Source organism: Ruegeria sp. CDSA236 (assembly GCF_059611285.1).
In genome coordinates, this window is sequence record NZ_JBXWPG010000005.1 from 197,902 (window position 1) to 214,607 (window position 16,706).

At 58.9% G+C, this 16,706-nt stretch carries 20 protein-coding genes; 6 read left to right on the forward strand and 14 right to left on the reverse strand.

Annotation, left to right across the window (positions count from 1 at the left end; translation table 11 throughout):
* Positions 1-21 precede the first annotated feature (21 nt).
* A complete protein-coding gene (locus tag AC2FLB_RS10470; RefSeq protein ID WP_496709219.1) occupies positions 22-1,020 on the forward strand; it encodes a polyprenyl synthetase family protein in 999 nt (332 codons plus the stop codon).
* On the opposite strand, the gene AC2FLB_RS10475 is transcribed toward AC2FLB_RS10470, so the two are convergent.
* From AC2FLB_RS10475 to soxR, 4 genes are all read right to left on the reverse strand, one after another.
* The gene (locus tag AC2FLB_RS10475; RefSeq protein ID WP_496691819.1) at positions 1,013-1,834 is read right to left on the reverse strand and encodes a 4-(cytidine 5'-diphospho)-2-C-methyl-D-erythritol kinase; all 822 of its coding nucleotides are present in this window, start codon (positions 1,832-1,834) and stop codon (positions 1,013-1,015) included. The two genes, AC2FLB_RS10470 and AC2FLB_RS10475, sit on opposite strands and share 8 nt — an antisense overlap.
* Positions 1,824-3,632 carry a tetratricopeptide repeat protein gene (locus tag AC2FLB_RS10480; RefSeq protein ID WP_416383915.1) on the reverse strand — a complete coding sequence of 603 codons (1,809 nt, stop codon included), beginning with the start codon at positions 3,630-3,632 and terminating at the stop codon, positions 1,824-1,826. The genes AC2FLB_RS10475 and AC2FLB_RS10480 overlap by 11 nt, the downstream gene beginning before the upstream one ends.
* 7 nt (positions 3,633-3,639) lie before the next feature.
* Complete coding sequence (locus AC2FLB_RS10485; RefSeq protein WP_271948491.1) at positions 3,640-5,286, reverse strand: electron transfer flavoprotein-ubiquinone oxidoreductase; 1,647 nt, start codon at positions 5,284-5,286, stop codon at positions 3,640-3,642.
* A 136-nt stretch (positions 5,287-5,422) separates the two neighbouring features.
* The gene (gene soxR / locus AC2FLB_RS10490) at positions 5,423-5,878 is read right to left on the reverse strand and encodes a redox-sensitive transcriptional activator SoxR (RefSeq protein ID WP_142635400.1); all 456 of its coding nucleotides are present in this window, start codon (positions 5,876-5,878) and stop codon (positions 5,423-5,425) included.
* Between the two features lie 86 nt (positions 5,879-5,964).
* Here soxR and AC2FLB_RS10495 point away from each other — a divergent pair, with 86 nt between their 5' ends.
* The 3 genes from AC2FLB_RS10495 (at position 5,965) to AC2FLB_RS10505 (ending at position 8,064) form a co-directional block, all read left to right on the forward strand.
* Positions 5,965-6,345 carry a VOC family protein gene (locus AC2FLB_RS10495; RefSeq protein WP_496709220.1) on the forward strand — a complete coding sequence of 127 codons (381 nt, stop codon included), beginning with the start codon at positions 5,965-5,967 and terminating at the stop codon, positions 6,343-6,345.
* Positions 6,346-6,583: 238 nt separating this feature from the next.
* Positions 6,584-7,054, forward strand: a complete 471-nt coding sequence (greA, locus tag AC2FLB_RS10500) for a transcription elongation factor GreA (RefSeq protein WP_142635396.1) — start codon at positions 6,584-6,586, stop codon at positions 7,052-7,054.
* 17 nt (positions 7,055-7,071) lie between these two features.
* Positions 7,072-8,064 (forward strand): hypothetical protein, encoded by a 993-nt coding sequence (locus tag AC2FLB_RS10505; protein WP_142635394.1) that lies wholly within the window; start codon positions 7,072-7,074, stop codon positions 8,062-8,064.
* Here AC2FLB_RS10505 and AC2FLB_RS10510 read toward each other — a convergent pair.
* The 5 genes from AC2FLB_RS10510 to AC2FLB_RS10530 are packed head-to-tail and all read right to left on the reverse strand — an operon-like array spanning position 8,061 to position 11,872.
* Entirely contained in the window at positions 8,061-9,326 is a 1,266-nt protein-coding gene (locus AC2FLB_RS10510) for a molybdenum cofactor synthesis domain-containing protein (protein ID WP_496709221.1), read from the reverse strand. The two genes, AC2FLB_RS10505 and AC2FLB_RS10510, sit on opposite strands and share 4 nt — an antisense overlap.
* Positions 9,323-9,814, reverse strand: coding sequence for a molybdopterin-guanine dinucleotide biosynthesis protein B (gene mobB / locus AC2FLB_RS10515; protein ID WP_142635390.1), 492 nt, complete (start codon positions 9,812-9,814; stop codon positions 9,323-9,325). The genes AC2FLB_RS10510 and mobB overlap by 4 nt, the downstream gene beginning before the upstream one ends.
* Positions 9,811-10,455: a molybdenum cofactor guanylyltransferase MobA gene (gene mobA / locus AC2FLB_RS10520; protein ID WP_496706179.1), complete on the reverse strand. Its 645-nt coding sequence runs from the start codon at positions 10,453-10,455 to the stop codon at positions 9,811-9,813. Before mobA ends, mobB begins: the two co-directional genes overlap by 4 nt.
* Complete coding sequence (locus AC2FLB_RS10525) at positions 10,452-10,988, reverse strand: hypothetical protein (protein WP_496676638.1); 537 nt, start codon at positions 10,986-10,988, stop codon at positions 10,452-10,454. The genes mobA and AC2FLB_RS10525 overlap by 4 nt, the downstream gene beginning before the upstream one ends.
* Positions 10,985-11,872, reverse strand: coding sequence for a formate dehydrogenase accessory sulfurtransferase FdhD (locus tag AC2FLB_RS10530; protein ID WP_496676784.1), 888 nt, complete (start codon positions 11,870-11,872; stop codon positions 10,985-10,987). Before AC2FLB_RS10530 ends, AC2FLB_RS10525 begins: the two co-directional genes overlap by 4 nt.
* Before the next feature lie 49 nt (positions 11,873-11,921).
* Here AC2FLB_RS10530 and AC2FLB_RS10535 point away from each other — a divergent pair, with 49 nt between their 5' ends.
* Positions 11,922-12,632 carry an AzlC family ABC transporter permease gene (locus AC2FLB_RS10535; protein WP_496709222.1) on the forward strand — a complete coding sequence of 237 codons (711 nt, stop codon included), beginning with the start codon at positions 11,922-11,924 and terminating at the stop codon, positions 12,630-12,632.
* The gene (locus AC2FLB_RS10540) at positions 12,629-12,961 is read left to right on the forward strand and encodes an AzlD domain-containing protein (RefSeq protein WP_282021651.1); all 333 of its coding nucleotides are present in this window, start codon (positions 12,629-12,631) and stop codon (positions 12,959-12,961) included. The genes AC2FLB_RS10535 and AC2FLB_RS10540 overlap by 4 nt, the downstream gene beginning before the upstream one ends.
* Here AC2FLB_RS10540 and AC2FLB_RS10545 read toward each other — a convergent pair.
* The 5 genes from AC2FLB_RS10545 to AC2FLB_RS10565 all read right to left on the reverse strand — a co-directional run bounded on the left by AC2FLB_RS10545 (position 12,950) and on the right by AC2FLB_RS10565 (position 16,705).
* On the reverse strand, positions 12,950-13,582 hold the full coding sequence (locus AC2FLB_RS10545; protein ID WP_271948503.1) for a hypothetical protein: 633 nt from the start codon (positions 13,580-13,582) through the stop codon (positions 12,950-12,952). The two genes, AC2FLB_RS10540 and AC2FLB_RS10545, sit on opposite strands and share 12 nt — an antisense overlap.
* Before the next feature lie 21 nt (positions 13,583-13,603).
* A complete protein-coding gene (locus tag AC2FLB_RS10550) occupies positions 13,604-13,738 on the reverse strand; it encodes an aa3-type cytochrome c oxidase subunit IV (protein WP_142635378.1) in 135 nt (44 codons plus the stop codon).
* 68 nt (positions 13,739-13,806) lie between these two features.
* A complete protein-coding gene (locus tag AC2FLB_RS10555; RefSeq protein ID WP_142635376.1) occupies positions 13,807-14,367 on the reverse strand; it encodes a hypothetical protein in 561 nt (186 codons plus the stop codon).
* Entirely contained in the window at positions 14,354-16,219 is a 1,866-nt protein-coding gene (locus AC2FLB_RS10560; RefSeq protein ID WP_496709223.1) for a glycerophosphodiester phosphodiesterase family protein, read from the reverse strand. The genes AC2FLB_RS10555 and AC2FLB_RS10560 overlap by 14 nt, the downstream gene beginning before the upstream one ends.
* 36 nt (positions 16,220-16,255) lie before the next feature.
* Entirely contained in the window at positions 16,256-16,705 is a 450-nt protein-coding gene (locus AC2FLB_RS10565; protein WP_142635374.1) for a DUF6173 family protein, read from the reverse strand.
* Position 16,706: the final 1 nt, after the last annotated feature.

Here is a 16,706-nt window from a genome sequence, read left to right on the forward strand (position 1 = left end):
GAGCCTTGTATCAGGAGTGTGATGAACATCAGCACAGTCTCAAAACCGCATGAGCGGCTGGCCGAGATTCTTTCGGGTGAAATGGACGCGGTCAATGACCTGATACGCACGCGCATGGCCTCAGAACACGCGCCCCGCATTCCCGAAGTCACCGCACATTTGGTCGAAGCGGGTGGCAAGCGCCTGCGTCCGATGCTGACACTGGCCGCGGCGCGGCTGTTCGACTATGCCGGGGACCATCATTTGCGTCTGGCGGCAACGGTTGAGTTCATCCACACCGCGACCCTGTTGCATGACGATGTTGTCGACGAAAGCGCACAAAGGCGCGGACGGCCAACAGCGAATCTGCTTTGGGACAACAAATCCAGCGTTCTGGTTGGGGATTACCTGTTCTCACGCAGCTTCCAGCTTATGGTCGAGACCGGGTCTCTTAGGGTTCTGGACATCCTTGCCAATGCGTCTGCAACAATCGCCGAGGGCGAAGTGCTACAGATGACTGCTGCAACCGATCTGGGCACGGATGAGGCCATCTATCTTCAGGTTGTGCGCGGCAAGACCGCAGCCTTGTTCTCAGCCGCAACCGAGGTGGGCGGGGTCATCGCCCAAGCGTCAGAGGCCCAGGTCAAGGCGCTCTTCGATTATGGCGATGCGCTGGGGATTGCCTTCCAGATCGCTGATGACCTGCTGGATTATCAGGGTGACAGCAAAGCGACCGGCAAGAATGTCGGCGACGACTTTCGCGAGCGTAAGCTGACGCTGCCAGTGATCAAGGCGGTGGCGCAGGCCACCCCCGAAGAACGCGCCTTCTGGCAGCGCACCATCGGTAAGGGTCGTCAGGAAAGCGGTGATCTCGAAACCGCTCTTGGCCTTATGGGCAAATACGGCACGCTTGCGGCGACGCGAAAAGATGCGCTTGGCTGGGCCAACAAGGCTAAGGCGTCGCTAGGCATCCTGCCCGACCATGAGATCCGCACCCTGCTGAGCGATTTGGCAGACTTCGTTGTCGCGCGCCTTAGTTAAGCTGAACCGCACGGCACCACCAGTCGGGATGGGCTGCTCCAATCTCATAGGCGGCGAAATGGGCAGCTTTCATCGTCGGATACAGCGCGAAACAGGTCGATCCTGACCCCGACATGCGCGCCAACAACGCCGCTTTTGTATCGCTCAGCGCATCCAGCACCTGCGCGACTTCGGGGGCCAGCAATGTGGTTGGACCTTCCAGGTCGTTTCGCTGTTTCCCCAGCCATTCGGCACAATCCTGAGGCCCCTCAAATACCGGGATATCCTCTGCCATGGGCGGGTTTTCCCTGCATTCCAAAGCCGCGAATATCGCAGGCGTTGGAACCTCTACACCCGGGTTGACCAGCAAGGCTGGTAGATGTGGGAGGGTGACCGGGTTCAGACACTCTCCGATCCCGCGCATACGGCTTGATCTGGCTGCCAAGCAGGCAGGGACATCCGCACCCAGGCGCAGTGCTGTTTCTGGCGGGACGTGCCCACCCTCATCTTCTATCATCCGCAAGGTTGCGGCGGCATCGGAAGAACCGCCGCCGATCCCGCCCCCATGCGGCAGCACTTTGTTCAGGTCAATATGCCCAGTCCAGCCTGCAGCCTCGGCGGCTTTCCACACCAGATTGCGACTATCGCTTGGCACACCCGCCGCATGTTCGCCGGTGACAGAGATCGACAGCGCCTCACCTGCGGTGAAATGCAGCGTATCGCCCAGATCGGCAAACACCACGAGCGAATCCAACAGGTGATAGCCGTCCACGCGCTGGCCGGTGACGTGCAAGGTAAGGTTGATCTTGGCGGGCGCGAAAGCCTTAGCCTTCATTGGCGACCTTCAGCGGCGCGGCACCTTCTTCGATCAGAACCTCGTCCAGCCCGACCTCGATCTTGCGGCGAATACGCTCGGGGTCGGCCTCACCATCGGCGTCTTCGAGGTCAATGAAAGACAATGCCCGCTTCCACTGGAACTCGGCTTCGCGTGCGCGGCCCACGGCCCAGTAAACGTCACCCAGGTGATCATTCACCACTGGGTCTACCGGCATCAGCTCGACGGCACGCTCCATATGCTCGACCGCCTCTTCATAGCGGCCCAGTCGAAACAGAACCCATCCCAAGCTGTCGACGATATAGCCGCTACCAGGGCGTGCGGCGACGGCGCGTTCGATCATGCCAAGCGCTTCGTCCAGATTTTCGCGCCGTTCTACAAGCGAATAACCCAGATAATTCAGGACCTGCGGTTGGTCGGGGTTAAGTTCTAGCGCACGGCGGAAATCGGCCTCAGCATTGTCCCACTGCTTTAGTCGCTCGTACGAGATACCACGGGCGTAGTGCAGGAACCAGTTACCGCCACCATCAGCATCAATCAATTCAATCGCTGTGCTATAGGTTTCGACAGCCGCAGCATAGTTTTCTTCACGTCTTTGCAAATCAGCCAGCGCCACGTGAACACTTGGCAGATCCGGTCTCTGCGTCGCAAGGGTCTGCAAGACTTCTTCCGCCGCATCGGTTTTGCCTGCCGTGACAAGCACCTCGGCCCGGCCCAGTTCAGCAGCGTGATAGTCACTGCTGCTCGCGGGCACTTTGCGATAGGCCTCGACGGCAAGATCGTATTGCTCCAACTCGTCCAAAAGTTCGGCACTCAACAAGATTGCGTCCACGTGATCCGGGCGCAGAAAGGCTGCGACCTGCGCATAAAGCAGGACGTAATTCTCAGCCGCCTCACTGCTGAGCGCGGCTCCCACGGAAAAGAACACTTCTGCGATACCGTCCTGCGATGTGCGGACATGAGTAAAGGGCAGCGTTTCGCCAGCGCTCAGACGCGCTTCGTACCCTTCAATCGAGGGATCAGAGCCCGACTCGAACACGTCATCCAGAAACTGCAGCGCATCCTCATTGCGGTCCAGCTGCGATAGAACCTCGGTCCGTGCCAGCGCTGCGCGGCGGGTAAATCGCGCCACAACACCGTTATCGGCCGCAAAGACTGCCTCGGCGCCTTCAAAGTCTCCGACTGAGGCCAGTGCCAAAGCTTTGTGGTAAAGCGCGAACTCGCGCAGACCTTCCTGCGCTGCAACTTGGTCAAACTGCTCCAGCGCGCTGGTCATCGCGCCCTGGCCCATATGGGCCCAGCCCAATATTAACCCGTCAACCAGCGGCCCGACGCCTTGCGTTTCGGGGTCGCGGGCCAGCAGTTCATCCAGCTTGCCTTCAGCCACCAGATTAGCGGCAATCGCCATTTTCGCGGGCTGGTTGGGCAGGCCCAACTCTTCGATGGTTTGGGCAATCGGCAAAGCGCGCTTAACCTCGCCCAGCGACAAGCGCGCAACGACGACATTCTCCAGCAACCGGTCGTTTTGAGGATCTGCGCGCAATGCTTGCGCAAAGTATTTCTCAGCCGCCGTATAGTCGTCCTGAAAAATCGCCTGACGCCCGGCAAGATACGCACCGAACCCAGTGTCGGCATAAGCCGGAATGGCGAATGACGTGGTAAACAGCACAGCTAGCGCTGTGCGACGAATGAGAAAAGTCACCAAATTCCTGCCTTGCGATTGTCGGTTGCGCAATAAGCTAGGGCTTTGACCAGAAAGAGGCAATGGCAGAGCCTTCACGACGCCGCCATTGCCCATTTTTCGCTTACATATTGGGATAGTTCGGACCATCCCCTCCCTGTGGCGTGGTCCAGGTGATATTCTGGCTGGGATCTTTGATGTCGCAGGTCTTGCAGTGAACGCAGTTCTGAAAGTTGATCACGAATCGCGGACCATTTTCATCCTCGACCATCTCATACACGCCCGCCGGGCAATAGCGCTGCGCCGGTTCGTCGAATTCGGGCAGATTGACACTGACCGGAATCGCCGGGTCCGACAGTTTTAGATGGCAAGGCTGACTTTCCTCGTGGTTCGTCATCGCGAACGAGACGTTGGTCAGGCGGTCGAAGGACAGCGTGCCATCCGGCTTTGGATAGTCGATCGGTTTATGTTTACTGGCTTCTTCAGTCGATTCCGCGTCGTTCTTGCCGTGGCCCAGAGTGCCAAACAGCGAAAAGCCCAGAGTGTTTGTCCACATGTCCAAACCGCCCAGCGCCAGCGAGGGCATCAGACCCCACTTTGACCACATCGGTTTGACATTGCGCACTTTCTTGAGGTCTTTTCCGATGGCACCTTCGCGAACATCTGCTTCATAGACAGTCAATTCATCGCCCGAACGCTCGGCTTTGATGGCATCAAATGCCGCCTCGGCCGCAGCTTTGCCGGACAGCATCGCGTTGTGGTTGCCCTTGATGCGCGGCACATTGACCATGCCCGCCGAACAGCCCAGCAGCGCCACGCCTGGCGCGACCAGCTTGGGCATCGATTGATATCCACCCTCAGTAATCGCACGAGCGCCATAAGCCACGCGTTTGCCGCCTTTCAGCAGCTCGGCCACCATCGGATGATGCTTAAAGCGCTGGAATTCCATATAGGGGTACAGGTGCGGGTTCTTGTAATTCAGGTGAACCACAAACCCGACATAGACCTGATTGTTTTCCAGGTGATAGATGAAAGACCCGCCGCCCGCGTTGCTGCCCAGGGGCCAGCCCATCGTATGGGTGACGGTGCCTTCCTTGTGCTTGGCCGGGTCGATCTCCCAGATCTCTTTCATGCCGACGCCGTATTTCTGGACTTCTTTTCCGGCTTGCAGATCGTATTTCGCGATCACTTCCTTGGACAGCGACCCGCGCACACCTTCGGACAAGAAGACATATTTGCCGTGCAGCTCCATGCCCGGCTCGGTGTTCGGGCCGTAGGAGCCATCGGCCTCAAGGCCGAAGACACCGGCAACAACGCCTTTGACTTCGCCATTGTCGCCATAGACCAGCTCGGAACAGGCCATGCCGGGGAAGATTTCCACGCCCAGCTCTTCGGCCTGTTCAGCCATCCAGCGGCAGACATTGCCCATCGACACGATATAGTTGCCGTGGTTGTTCATCAGCGGCGGCATCGGGAAGTTCGGAATGCGGATTTTTCCGGCCTCACCCAGCATATAGAAGTTATCTTCGGTAACCGGCGTGTTCAGCGGCGCACCTTTTTCCTTCCAGTCCGGTATCAGCGCATCCAGGCCGCACGGGTCCAGCACCGCACCTGACAAGATATGCGCACCGACCTCCGAGCCCTTTTCCAGAACGACGACGTTCAGATCGGCATCCAGCTGTTTCAGACGGATGGCCGCCGACAGTCCCGCGGGGCCGGCGCCCACGATCACCACGTCATATTCCATCGCTTCGCGTTCAATCTCGGCCATTGCGGGCTCCTTCGCTAACTTTCCGAATTGGCGCATCTAACGCACGGTCGGCGCAATTTTGTTTCACGGCTGATTACATGCTGGGAAAGCCACAGGTCAATCGAAACACGGCGTAACTATGCCGCTATGCGGCAGATCACGTGTCCGGAGTGTCACCCATCAGGTATCTGGGGCCACTTCCCTTGGATTTGGCACGGTCATCAGGATTGTAAAGAGCACATTTGGGCAAACTAAGGCACCCACAGCCAATGCATCCGTCCAGATTGTCACGTAGGCGCATCAACGTATCGATTCGCTGATCCAGATGCGACCGCAGATCCTTGCTGATGTTTTTCCAATCCTGCGGCGTTGGTGTGCGATTTCCGGGCAAGCCGGACAGGACTTCTCGGATTTCGGGCAGGGTTAATCCGAATTGCTGCGCTATCATCACAAAACTCAACCGTCTTATGTCGGCGCGCTGATATCGCCGCTGCCCACCCGCATTGCGCCATGGGGCAATCAGACCCTGCGCCTCGTAATATCGGATCGCTGAAACCGCCAGCCCGGTGCGCTGGGCCAAAGCGCCTATTGCCAGCCCCTCTGAAATCGCCATCTCGCCCTCAAAAAATTCCTTGACCTAAAGTTAGGTTTAGAAATTACGGTGGGTCGGGACAAGCCTCAAATTGAATAGGAGATCCCATGATGGCGACACTTGAACACACCAATTTCACCGTCCGCGACCCGCAGGCTTCAGCCAAATGGATGCAGGACGTCTTCGGTTGGAAAACCCGCTGGGAAGGCCCTGCAATCGCGGGTGGCTATACCGTGCATGTCGGTAGCGCACATACCTACTTGGCGCTTTATGCACCCAGCGATCCCAGACCATCGGGTGAAAGCAGCTATGACATCATCGGGGGGCTGAATCATGTCGGCGTTCTGGTCGAAGACATCGACGCAACCGAAGACAAGGTGGTCAAAGCAGGTTTCACCCCCAAGTCGCATGCAGATTACGAGCCCGGCAGGCGGTTCTATTTCGATGATGAGAACGGCATCGAGTTTGAGGTGGTGCAATATGCTTGAAACACTCTGGATGGCCTCAACCACCTGGAAATGGCAGCGCGGTCAGCTGTTTGGACAGCGTAACAGGTGCCCACGGCGCCCAATTCAACGGCGTTAAGTCGCAAATCCAGCTTGCTGTCTTCTTTGACCTCTTGCATTTCACGCATCATTTGGGTCAGGTATTTGCCAACCCATCAAATCGCCCCGACGCTGGTTCCATGCGGCGGGGCGTTACAATTTCAGCGTGGACGACAAGAATATGGAAAAAATTCCCATGACGCCTGCGGGCAATGCTGCGCTTCAGGCCGAACTCAAGAACCTAAAATCCGTCGAGCGGCCAGCTATTATCGAAGCCATCGCCTCGGCCAGGGAACTGGGTGACCTGAAAGAAAACGCCGAATATCATTCGGCCCGGGAAAAGCAGGGTTTTATCGAAGGTCGCATCAAAGAGTTGGAAGGCATCCTTTCACTGACCGATGTGATCGACCCTGCCAAACTGTCCGGTGCTATCAAATTTGGCGCCAAGGTCACGCTTGTTGACGAAGACACTGACGAGGAAAAGACCTGGCAGATTGTAGGGGAATATGAGGCCAATATCGAAGCCGGCCTGCTGAACATCAAATCCCCTATTGCCCGCGCCCTGATTGGAAAGGACGAAGGCGACAGTGTCGAGGTACGCACACCTGGCGGCGTACGTTCTTATGAAGTCCTGAGCATCACCTACGCCTGAGCCCCGGAGCGTTCCCAATGTCCGAGCCCACGCCAGAGCAGGAAGCCAATCGGCCAACCTCACTGGGTATATATGATAGGCCAACCAAGCCTTCGATAACCGAGATCGAAATTGCAGCCGTCGCCCTCAGCGTGATCTGGCTGATCGTCTCGGTTGTTTTTCTGGTGCTGCCCGACGAGGTCGACGGCGGAGGCTTTGTCGTGACCTTGCTGGCGGTCTTTATGCCGGTGGCGATGATCTGGGTCGCAGCAATGGCCATGCGCGCCAGCCGGATCATGCGCGAGGAAAGCGCACGACTACAAACCTCGATTGACGCCATCCGAAACGCATATATCGCTCAGCAACAGCGATCTTCCAGCACCTATGAGCCAGCCGTATCCAAAAAGCTGGATCAGATCGCGGAAACGGCCAAGAAAGCCGAAAGCGCGCTGGCCACGTTTTCAACCAAGCGCAGGGAACCCGCACAGCAACCGACAGCCGTGGGGAACGGCGATCAGACTTCGCTGGAACTGGGTACACAAGCTGGGGATATCGTGCCCCCGCTTGGCACCGACATCTTTATCCGTGCGCTGAATTTTCCGGAAACACAGGAAGATACCGAAGGCTTTGATGCCCTACGGCTGGCGCTCAAGGACCGCAAGACAGCCAAGCTTGTACAGGCCTCTCAGGACGTGCTGACCCTGCTCAGCCAAGAGGGCATCTATATGGATGACCTGCGCCCTGACATGGCCCGCCCCGAGATCTGGCGGCAATTTGCGCAGGGTGGGCGCGGACGGGCTGTCGCGGCCTTGGGCGGCATTCGCGACCGCTCCTCGCTGGCGCTGACTTCGGCCCGGATGAAGCAGGATCCCATTTTCCGGGACGCCGCCCATCACTTTCTACGCCGGTTCGATCACATGATCATCGAGTTTGAACCCCGTGCCAGCGATGCAGAGCTGACCGCTTTGGGTGATACAAGAACCGCGCGGGCCTTCATGTTGCTGGGGCGTGTGGCCGGAACCTTCGACTAGATTCCGAAACTTCCATAGGGGATGAACCGGACAAGATCACCCGGTTGGATGTGGCGCGCGCCGTCTTCGATCTCGACCAGCCCTTCGGCCCAGCTTAGCCCGCTGATCCGCCCGGACCCTTCCGAGTTGAAAACTTCGGCTTTTCCGTCTCGGATACGGGCCCGCAGATATTCCCGCCGCCCGGGTTTCTTGCGCTTATCAAAGGCGGCAGGCAGATCGAACCCCCGCGGGTCCCGCCAGCCCTCGCCAGCCATCAGGCCCAGCGCCGGGCGGGCAAAGATTAGGGTGCAGACCAATGCCGCTACTGGATTGCCGGGCAGTCCGAAAACCGGCACTCCATCCCAAATCCCCAAAGCCAGAGGTCGCCCCGGTTTCAGGGCAATACGCCATTCCTGCATCGCTCCGGCCTGCCGCAACAGAGCGGAGACATGATCTTCGTCCCCTGCCGACGCGCCGCCGCTAGTCAGAACAACATCCGCCTCTTTCGCAGCTTCGTTCAGCCGCTCGCGCAGGGTTTCACGATCATCGGCAACGCGGCCCATATCCAGTGGCTGGAATCCCATCCGCTGGATCAGAGCCAGCAACATTGGGCGATTGGCATCGTAGATTTGCCCTGGCTCAGCAACCTCGCCGGCCTCGACCAGCTCATCCCCCGTTGACAGGACGGCCACCCGCAGAGCTTTGCGAACCAGCAGATCACCAGCACCCGTCGCGGAGAGAAGGGCCAGATCGGCAGGTGTCAACCGGCGTCCAGCGGGCAAAGCCAGATCACCTCCAACCACATCTTCGCCCGCATTGCGGGTATTGGCACCCTGTTTCAGGGGGCCGCGAAAGGCGATATACCCATCCTGAACTGTCACGTCCTCTTCCAGAATAACGGTGTCCACCCCATCGGGCAGGGCCGCACCAGTCAGAATCCGTATGGCGTGGCCGGGCGCAAGCTGACCATCAAAGGGAACACCAGCCGCCGCACGCCCGTCTTGCAGCGGCATCACCTGCGGCCCATCCGGAACCGGACCGGCAAAGCCATAGCCATCTACCGCCGTATTTGCCTGCGGCGGGTTCGATCGTTGGGCATATACATCGGCGGCCAAAATCCGACCTGCGGCTTGTGCCAACGGAACGGTTTCAGCCCCCATCACGACCGAAAGGCGGTCGCGCAGCAGGGCCAACGCCTCGTCAACCGGAGTCCAGCTCACGCCCGCAGGCAAGGCAAAACAATCGTTGCGCAGGGGCGGTGGGGCAATGTCCGGTTTGCTCATAATCCTACCTCTTGCAGAATGAACCCTGCGATGGCTGCGGTGTCGTCCAGATCAAAAACCGGACGGTCGAAGTTCAGCTCTGTGTCACTGGCAACCGCGCGCACAGTTTCGTTCTCGGCCGCGATCAACGGATTTCCAGCGGCCACCCGATACGCCTCGACCTTGGGGTGGGCTTCGCGTTTGAACCCCTCGATCAGCACAAGATCAACCGGAGCCAAGCGTGCCAGCAGATCAGAGAGAGGCGGCTCGGGTGCGCCGCGCAGTTCCTGCATCATCGCAATGCGCTTGCCGGACGCCAACAGCACCTCGGACGCACCGGCTTCTCGATGGCGGAAACTGTCCGTGCCGGGCTGGTCGACATCGGCGGCGTGATGGGCATGTTTGACGGTCGAAACCGAAAAGCCGCGCGCGGTGATCTCGGCCACCAAACGCTCCATCAGGCCGGTCTTGCCCGCGTTTTTCCAGCCGGTGACGCCATAGACCTTCATGCCTGCTCCAGCAGCTTTTGCGCCCGCGCCAGATCGTCGGGCGTGTTGACATTGAAGAAGGGGTCAAACGGCTCCGCCGGAAACAGCGCCTCACGGCCATCATGTTTATCTGTCCACAGCACAACCTTGCGTAGCCCGTCATTCAAGGCGTCCCGCAAATCATCTCGCAACGCGACAGGCCAGAGGCCAAATGTCGGATGCCGGTTGACCCGTTTACCGCCGCCGGATTTCAGTGCTTCATCCCCGGTTCGAGGCGTAGTCGCCAGCACCAGCGGATGGGTTTGCCCTTGAGCAGCATCCGTTAGGCGCGCCACAAGATCGCGCGGAAAAAACGGCGTGTCGGCAGCGGCGGTGACGATACTGTCGGCGCCCTGTTCTGCTGCCCAATCGAGCCCCGCCAGCACACCCGCCAGAGGCCCGGCGAAACCTTCAATCGTGTCGGGAAGAACCGGCAGGTTCAGGTCGGCGAACCGTTCGGGATCACCATTGGCATTCAGCGCCAGACCGACCACCTGCGGGCCAAACCGGTCAATGACATGAGACAGCAGGCTCTGCCCACCGACTGTCAGCAAGCCTTTGTCGCCACCACCCATCCGAGTGGCAAGGCCTCCTGCGAGGATGATGCCGAGAGGGCGGGTCATTTGATCTCCTCAAGCGCGGGCCATTTCCTGAATTTCTGGGTGGGCAGGAAAAGCAATGGACAGACGGCCAATCCGAATGCTGTAAACCAAATAATTGCAGGCCACCCCGTCAATTCGGCCGCCTTGTAACTCAGGCTATAGTGGGCTGGCAAAAACACTAAGACGGCCCCAACAGCAAAGATAAGACCAAAACAGCACCGATACGTGCGCACCGCCTTTCTGACCTCATCTGGTATCCCGGCAAACTCTGGCAGACCGTGCATCAAAACCCGCTGAAGCACGAGTGCTTGTTTTTGAGACAACTCCCCCCATGCCTGCCAACCAAGCCGAAAGGGGGCAGCGATGTTCCAAATGCTGATGTATTCCTCTGGCGCCCACCCCAGACGGTTACGCAGGTTGACGTCCAATTGCGCCATACCCTCAATGATCGCGCGTTTCGACCGCTCAAGGAGCCAGAACACATAGACCATCAATGGCAGCAAGCCCAATGTCGCGACGAATAAAATAAATAAACCAAAGACTTCCAAAATCATTCCGCACTCTTCCGTCTATGCTTTTTATCTTCGACCGCCACTGTCGACGGGTCGACGTCGCGCACCAACCGGTCCTCGCCCGCAAGACACACGAACCGCTGCCCCCGCATGCGGCCGATCAGGGTCAGGCCAACCTCACGCGCGATTTCGACACCCCAGGCGGTGAAGCCTGACCGTGACGCCAGCACCGGGATGCCCATCATCGCGGTCTTGATCACCATTTCCGAGGTCAAACGACCTGTGGTGTAGAGAATCTTGTCCTCGGCCCCCACGTTTTCGGACAGCATCCAGCCGGCGATCTTGTCGACCGCGTTGTGGCGTCCCACGTCCTCCATGTAGACCAACGGTCGGTTTTCCCGACACAGGACCGTGCCGTGAATTGCACCAGCCTCAAGATACAATGAAGGGGTTCGGTTGATCTTGGCCGCCAGATCATACAGCCACGATGTGCGGACCTGAACCTGCGGCAGGCGCACGTCCTCCAGCCCCTCCATCATGTCACCAAACACAGTGCCTACCGCACAACCGCTGGTCCGGGTCTTTTTCTTCAGCTTGTCCTCATATGAGGTTTCGCGCGCGGTGCGCACCACCACGGTTTCCAGATCGTCATCGTAATCCACGCCGGTAATGTCATCATCGGCCAACAGCATCCCCTGATTGCGCAGGAACCCCAGCGCCAGATATTCAGGGTAATCGCCGATTGTCATTGCAGTCACGATTTCCTGCGCGTTGAGGAAAATCGTCAGGGGGCGTTCCTCAACGACCGAGATCCGGCTGACCGCGCCATTCTGGTCGATGCCTTCAACCGCACGGGTCAGGCGAACCGCGCCGGGATCAGGGGCGATGATGTAGTCGGTGGCATCCGGTTTCGTGGCCAATTGCAACCCTTTCCCAAGATCGCTACTGCTGTTGGCGATACCATAGGAATTTGCCATGGCTTACACCACATCCAAGTCATACTTCTGGAAGGGTTTTCGTGATGGAGCGCCGTTTATCTTTGTGGCAATTCCGTTCGGCACCCTTTTCGGCGTATTTGCGACCGAGGCTGGGCTGGATATTATCCAGACAATCGCCTTTTCGGCGGCTGTCTTTGCCGGGGCGGCCCAGTTCACCGCCCTGCAGCTGTTGCAGGACAACACACCCAGCCTGATCGTTCTGGCATCGGCCCTGGCGGTTAACCTACGCGTGGCAATGTATTCGGCCTCACTGACGCCTTATCTTGGGGCGGCCCCCCTGTGGCAACGGGCCTGCGCCGCCTATCTGACGGTCGATCAGTCCTATGCCTGCTCCATTGTACAGTTCGAAAAAAAGCCCGATATGACCGTGCCGCAGCGCATGGCCTATTTCTTTGGCTCGGTCACGCCGATCACGCCGCTTTGGATTTTGGCAACTTATCTGGGCGCAGTTTTGGGCGCACAGATTCCAGAAAGCTGGGCGCTGGATTTTGCACTTCCGATCACATTCCTGGCAATGATCGGGCCGATGATGAGGACGCTTGCCCATGTCATCGCCGCCTTAGTCGCCATAACCGTTGCTCTGTTGACCGTAGGCGTGCCGTTCAACCTGGGCCTGCTGATCGCCGGGACCGCCGGGATGATCGCAGGGGCGCAGGCCGAATTGATGTTAGAGCGGAATAGGCCATGACACAGATTGATCCGGTGACCATGTGGAGCATTATCGTTGGCTTGGCGATTGGCAGCTTTGCCCTACGCTTTACCTTTATCGGCATAGTCGGAGACCGCCCGATGCCACCCTGGTTGTTACGCCACCTGCGCTATACCGCCGTTGCCATCGTCCCGGCCCTGATTGCGCCGCTGGTGGTCTGGCCAACCGCGACGGGTGGTCAGCCCGACGTGCCGCGCATGGCCGCCGCAGCGGTTGCTTTGTCGGTTGGTGTCATCACAAAAAACGTGGTCATTGCCATCTTTGCCGGGGCGGGCACGCTCTATGGCTTGCTGTACCTATTGGGTTGAGGCCGCTTCCAACTGGTTCAGGCGCGCATTGTTCGAGGCCAAGCCGGCCTGCAGGTCAGCATCGTCATTCTCGCGGTATTCGGTGGTCACGACGCCGGGGAGTTCACCGAACTGATCGGACAGCTTGACCGGGTAGAAGGTCGTATTGATCTGCTCGAAACCCGGCACCTGCTGCAATAGCTGCGAGGTTGAGTTGGCGCAAAACGCTTCGGATACAGGGCCCATCTGCTTGGCCAGTTGCAGGGCAATTTCGGCCTGCTGTGGTGTCACCTGAATCGTCTGGATACGCGCATAATGCGTTTCGCGCGCGTGGCTGCTGCGATAAGCGCGTTCGACATTCGGCGTGATGCCATACAGAACATCGTTTCGGATCGGCACTACATCGGCGCGAAACGATCCGGCGGGGTCAAAGATCACCCTCTCGCTGCCGCTTATCATCAGCGAGGTATGCGCCCCCGAACCGGTCCGGGTGCTGATCATGGTATAGAGCGTCAGTGTTGATGGTCCCGGATCACGATAGGAACGGGCCACAACTTCGGTCTGATCGGCCTGCGGACGCTGCGAACCGGCACAGCCAGCCACTGTTGCTGCCAGCAGGCAGGCAATCACAAATCTGATCACGGCGGTCAGCCTCGCCCGGGATTAAGCGGCGAAAACCGCCAGAAACAGGCAAAGGAAAGCAATCGCCACCACGCACCATGTGGTCGCTTTTACGAAACCGTTGAAGGTTTTGGTTTGAACGGTGATGTCCATTTCGCCGTGCTTATGTTCAGCCATGATTTTCAGAATCCTAATTCGCGTGTTTGATACGTTGGATAATCGAAAATCCTGGGCCTGTCACCACGTCATTCGGGCGCAGGTGACACGGAATCAAAGACCGAACACCCGCGATATCCGAACCCCCACCGCCAGGGCAGGCCCGAACAGGGCGCCCCGCCCAATCGCACCGCGCCATACATGGCCTCGGCGGTTATGGCATGGGCGGATCGTATCTGATCCGAAGTCATGTCATAGCGTTCGGCGTAAATTTCGGCGTTCTCATCCCCGTGTTGCCGCACGCAGGCTCTCAGGCTGTCATCGGCTGACAGGCGCGCGTCATAACTGTCTTCGGGGCGCAGGCCTCCGCCCGCGTGGTGATAGGCCCGGTCATGGCTGACACAGCAACTCTCCCATGGGGGATGCGCCTCGAACAGGGCCTGAAAGCTGGGAAACGTGTCGGCCACAAAGCGCCAACTGGCTGACAACCCGCCCGAGCAGCCATCCGTTTCAAATGGCGTCAATTCCGCAGCGCCCCGCTGTGCGATCAGCGCGCGATGGGCGGGCATCTCAAGACTGCGCATAAAGTCCTGCGCCCCGACTGGCGCCGCGATCAGCGCCAGAGAAACGGCCAGATTACGGGCTTTCATCGCGCATCGCATCGGTATCAACGGCCATGCCGAGCACCGTTGCCAGCCACAGCATCAGACGTTCTGCCGGCCCCATTTCAGCGCGGATACGCAAAACTTCTTTGGCCATTGCCGGTCGGTCCGTGATCAGCCCATCCACCCCCATCGAGGCCATGGCCGACATCTGCAAAGGGTCATTCACCGTCCAGACATAGATATCCTTGTCCGCGGCCTGCACCGAACGTACCAGCCCCGGCGTGGCCATAGCGGCGTTGACAGCCACAAAATCCCCTTCGAGACCCGACAGATCGCCCACAGCGGTTGCCGCCAAAACCCCCGCTCGCCATTCAGGGCGCAGTGCCTTCATCTTTTGCACAGCTGGATATTTCAACGACATGGTGGCGATGTCATCCTCCATGCCGAATTCCTCGACCAAGGCCGCAACGCGGTTTTCCAGATCGACGTCATGACCGTAATATTTCAACTCGATGATCACCTTGGCCCTATCTTTGGCCGCAGCCAGCACGTCGCGCAGCGTTGGCGTGCGTTCATCGGCATATTCCGGGCCATACCAACTGCCGATATCGATCTCGGCCACGTCTTCCATCGTGGCATCCCAGACCTTCAGGTTCACCCCGGCCAGCTTCATGAAATCGCTATCATGGGCGACGATTATCTCATCATCCGCCGTTTCCTGCACGTCGATTTCAACCCAGTCCGCCCCGTCCTCAATCGCCTTCAGAACCGAGGCCATGGTGTTTTCCGGCCGTAACGCAGCGGCACCACGGTGGCCGATCACCTCGGCCCTGTCAGGGGCCTGAACGCGTTCCAGCAGGGATTGACCGAACCAGAGCCCGACCAATACCGCCACCGCCGCAATGCCAACAGCACTCAGCAGACCAATGCGCAGATTGCCTGGCGCGGGATGTGGTGGTTCAGAGGTCCGGATCTCGAAAAAACCGTCCAGCAAAACCGCCAGTGCTCCCAGCGCGGTGGCTGCCAAAACCAGCCCGGCCAACGACCAGAGCCCGGCGACCAGAAGGCTGTAAACTAGCGCCAGCCGCAGATGCTCTGCCCCCTGCAGGGGCACCAATGCGAATAATGATCCCGCGCCCCAAGCGATCAGCGCGGCAAGAACTGCCCTCAGCCCCAGCCAGAACACCAGTGCGATCTTGAGCCGCCCGCGCTTGCCCTCCATCCGATCCGCGCTGACCTGGAAAGCATCAGCCGGTGGCAGGTTTTCGAACAGAACCAGATGCAGTCCCAGCGCCCATGCGGACAGCTTGCGGATCAGCACCCATGCCATGACCAGCACCACAGCTCCGATCAGCGCAACGGCGATCCAGAAAGACGGCGGATGGAAGGTCAGGTAATAGTTGATGTCATACTCGGTCAGCGTCCACCAGGCGATCAGAGCAGCGATAGCGGCGAAAGGCAGGATCAACAGGATGATCCGCAGAACCAGGCGTGCAGCAAATCCAAACAGCGCAGGCAGGCGCGACAGGATCAACTTGATCGCCGCGCTCCCCGCGCGCCACGGATCGCTTTCGCCCATCCTCAGCGACCCGGCCATGACCGAGAAGACAAAGACCTCGGCCAGCAGGAACAGGCTGAGCATTGCGATTGCGACCGCAAACCCCAGCGGAGACAGGATGAACGCGGCAATATCCTGATCCGTCAGGGCGGTCTGGCTGGAGAGCGAAACTGCTAGGTTCACCGCAATCGCCACGCCCGGCGCAATCAGCGCAATCAGCAACAGGCGCACGGCGACATAGATCGGCACAAAGACCCGGCGGCGTGCCCACGCGCCCTTGTATGCTTTTGTAACGGCAGAGAAAGTGGCCACGTTGCGCCCCCCAAATGATTGATTCATTCAAGGCTGCGCGGACGTGAATTGCAAGTCAGGCTATCAGTTTTCTTCGAGATCAGCCGCCAGCCGGAATCCGATGCGATTGGCGGGCTTATCCTCGACCGATTTGGGCAGCGCTCGCAGCATTACATTCAACTGGCTGACATGCTGCACGAGTTGGGTTCGCGCCCCGGACCCATCTGCGCCGTAAAAAGTGATGATATCAGGGTCGAAATAGCCCATTCCTTCGATCCGCATTACCCCGGCATCACCGCCAGTAAATCCCATGGCGACCTCATGATCCGCATCCAGCGTATTCTCGAAATTCTGGATATACAGGATCAACCGTTCATAGGCCCATTGCGCCGAGCTTTTGGTGGCTACGGGCTTTTGCAACTGGCCGGGCAGGTCCTTGGCGCCGGATTTCGCATCCGGGTTGGCATGCACCTCGTAACATCGGGGCAATGCTGCTGATTCCGCTGCCTCGGCTGAGGTTTCGATCTTGTCCATG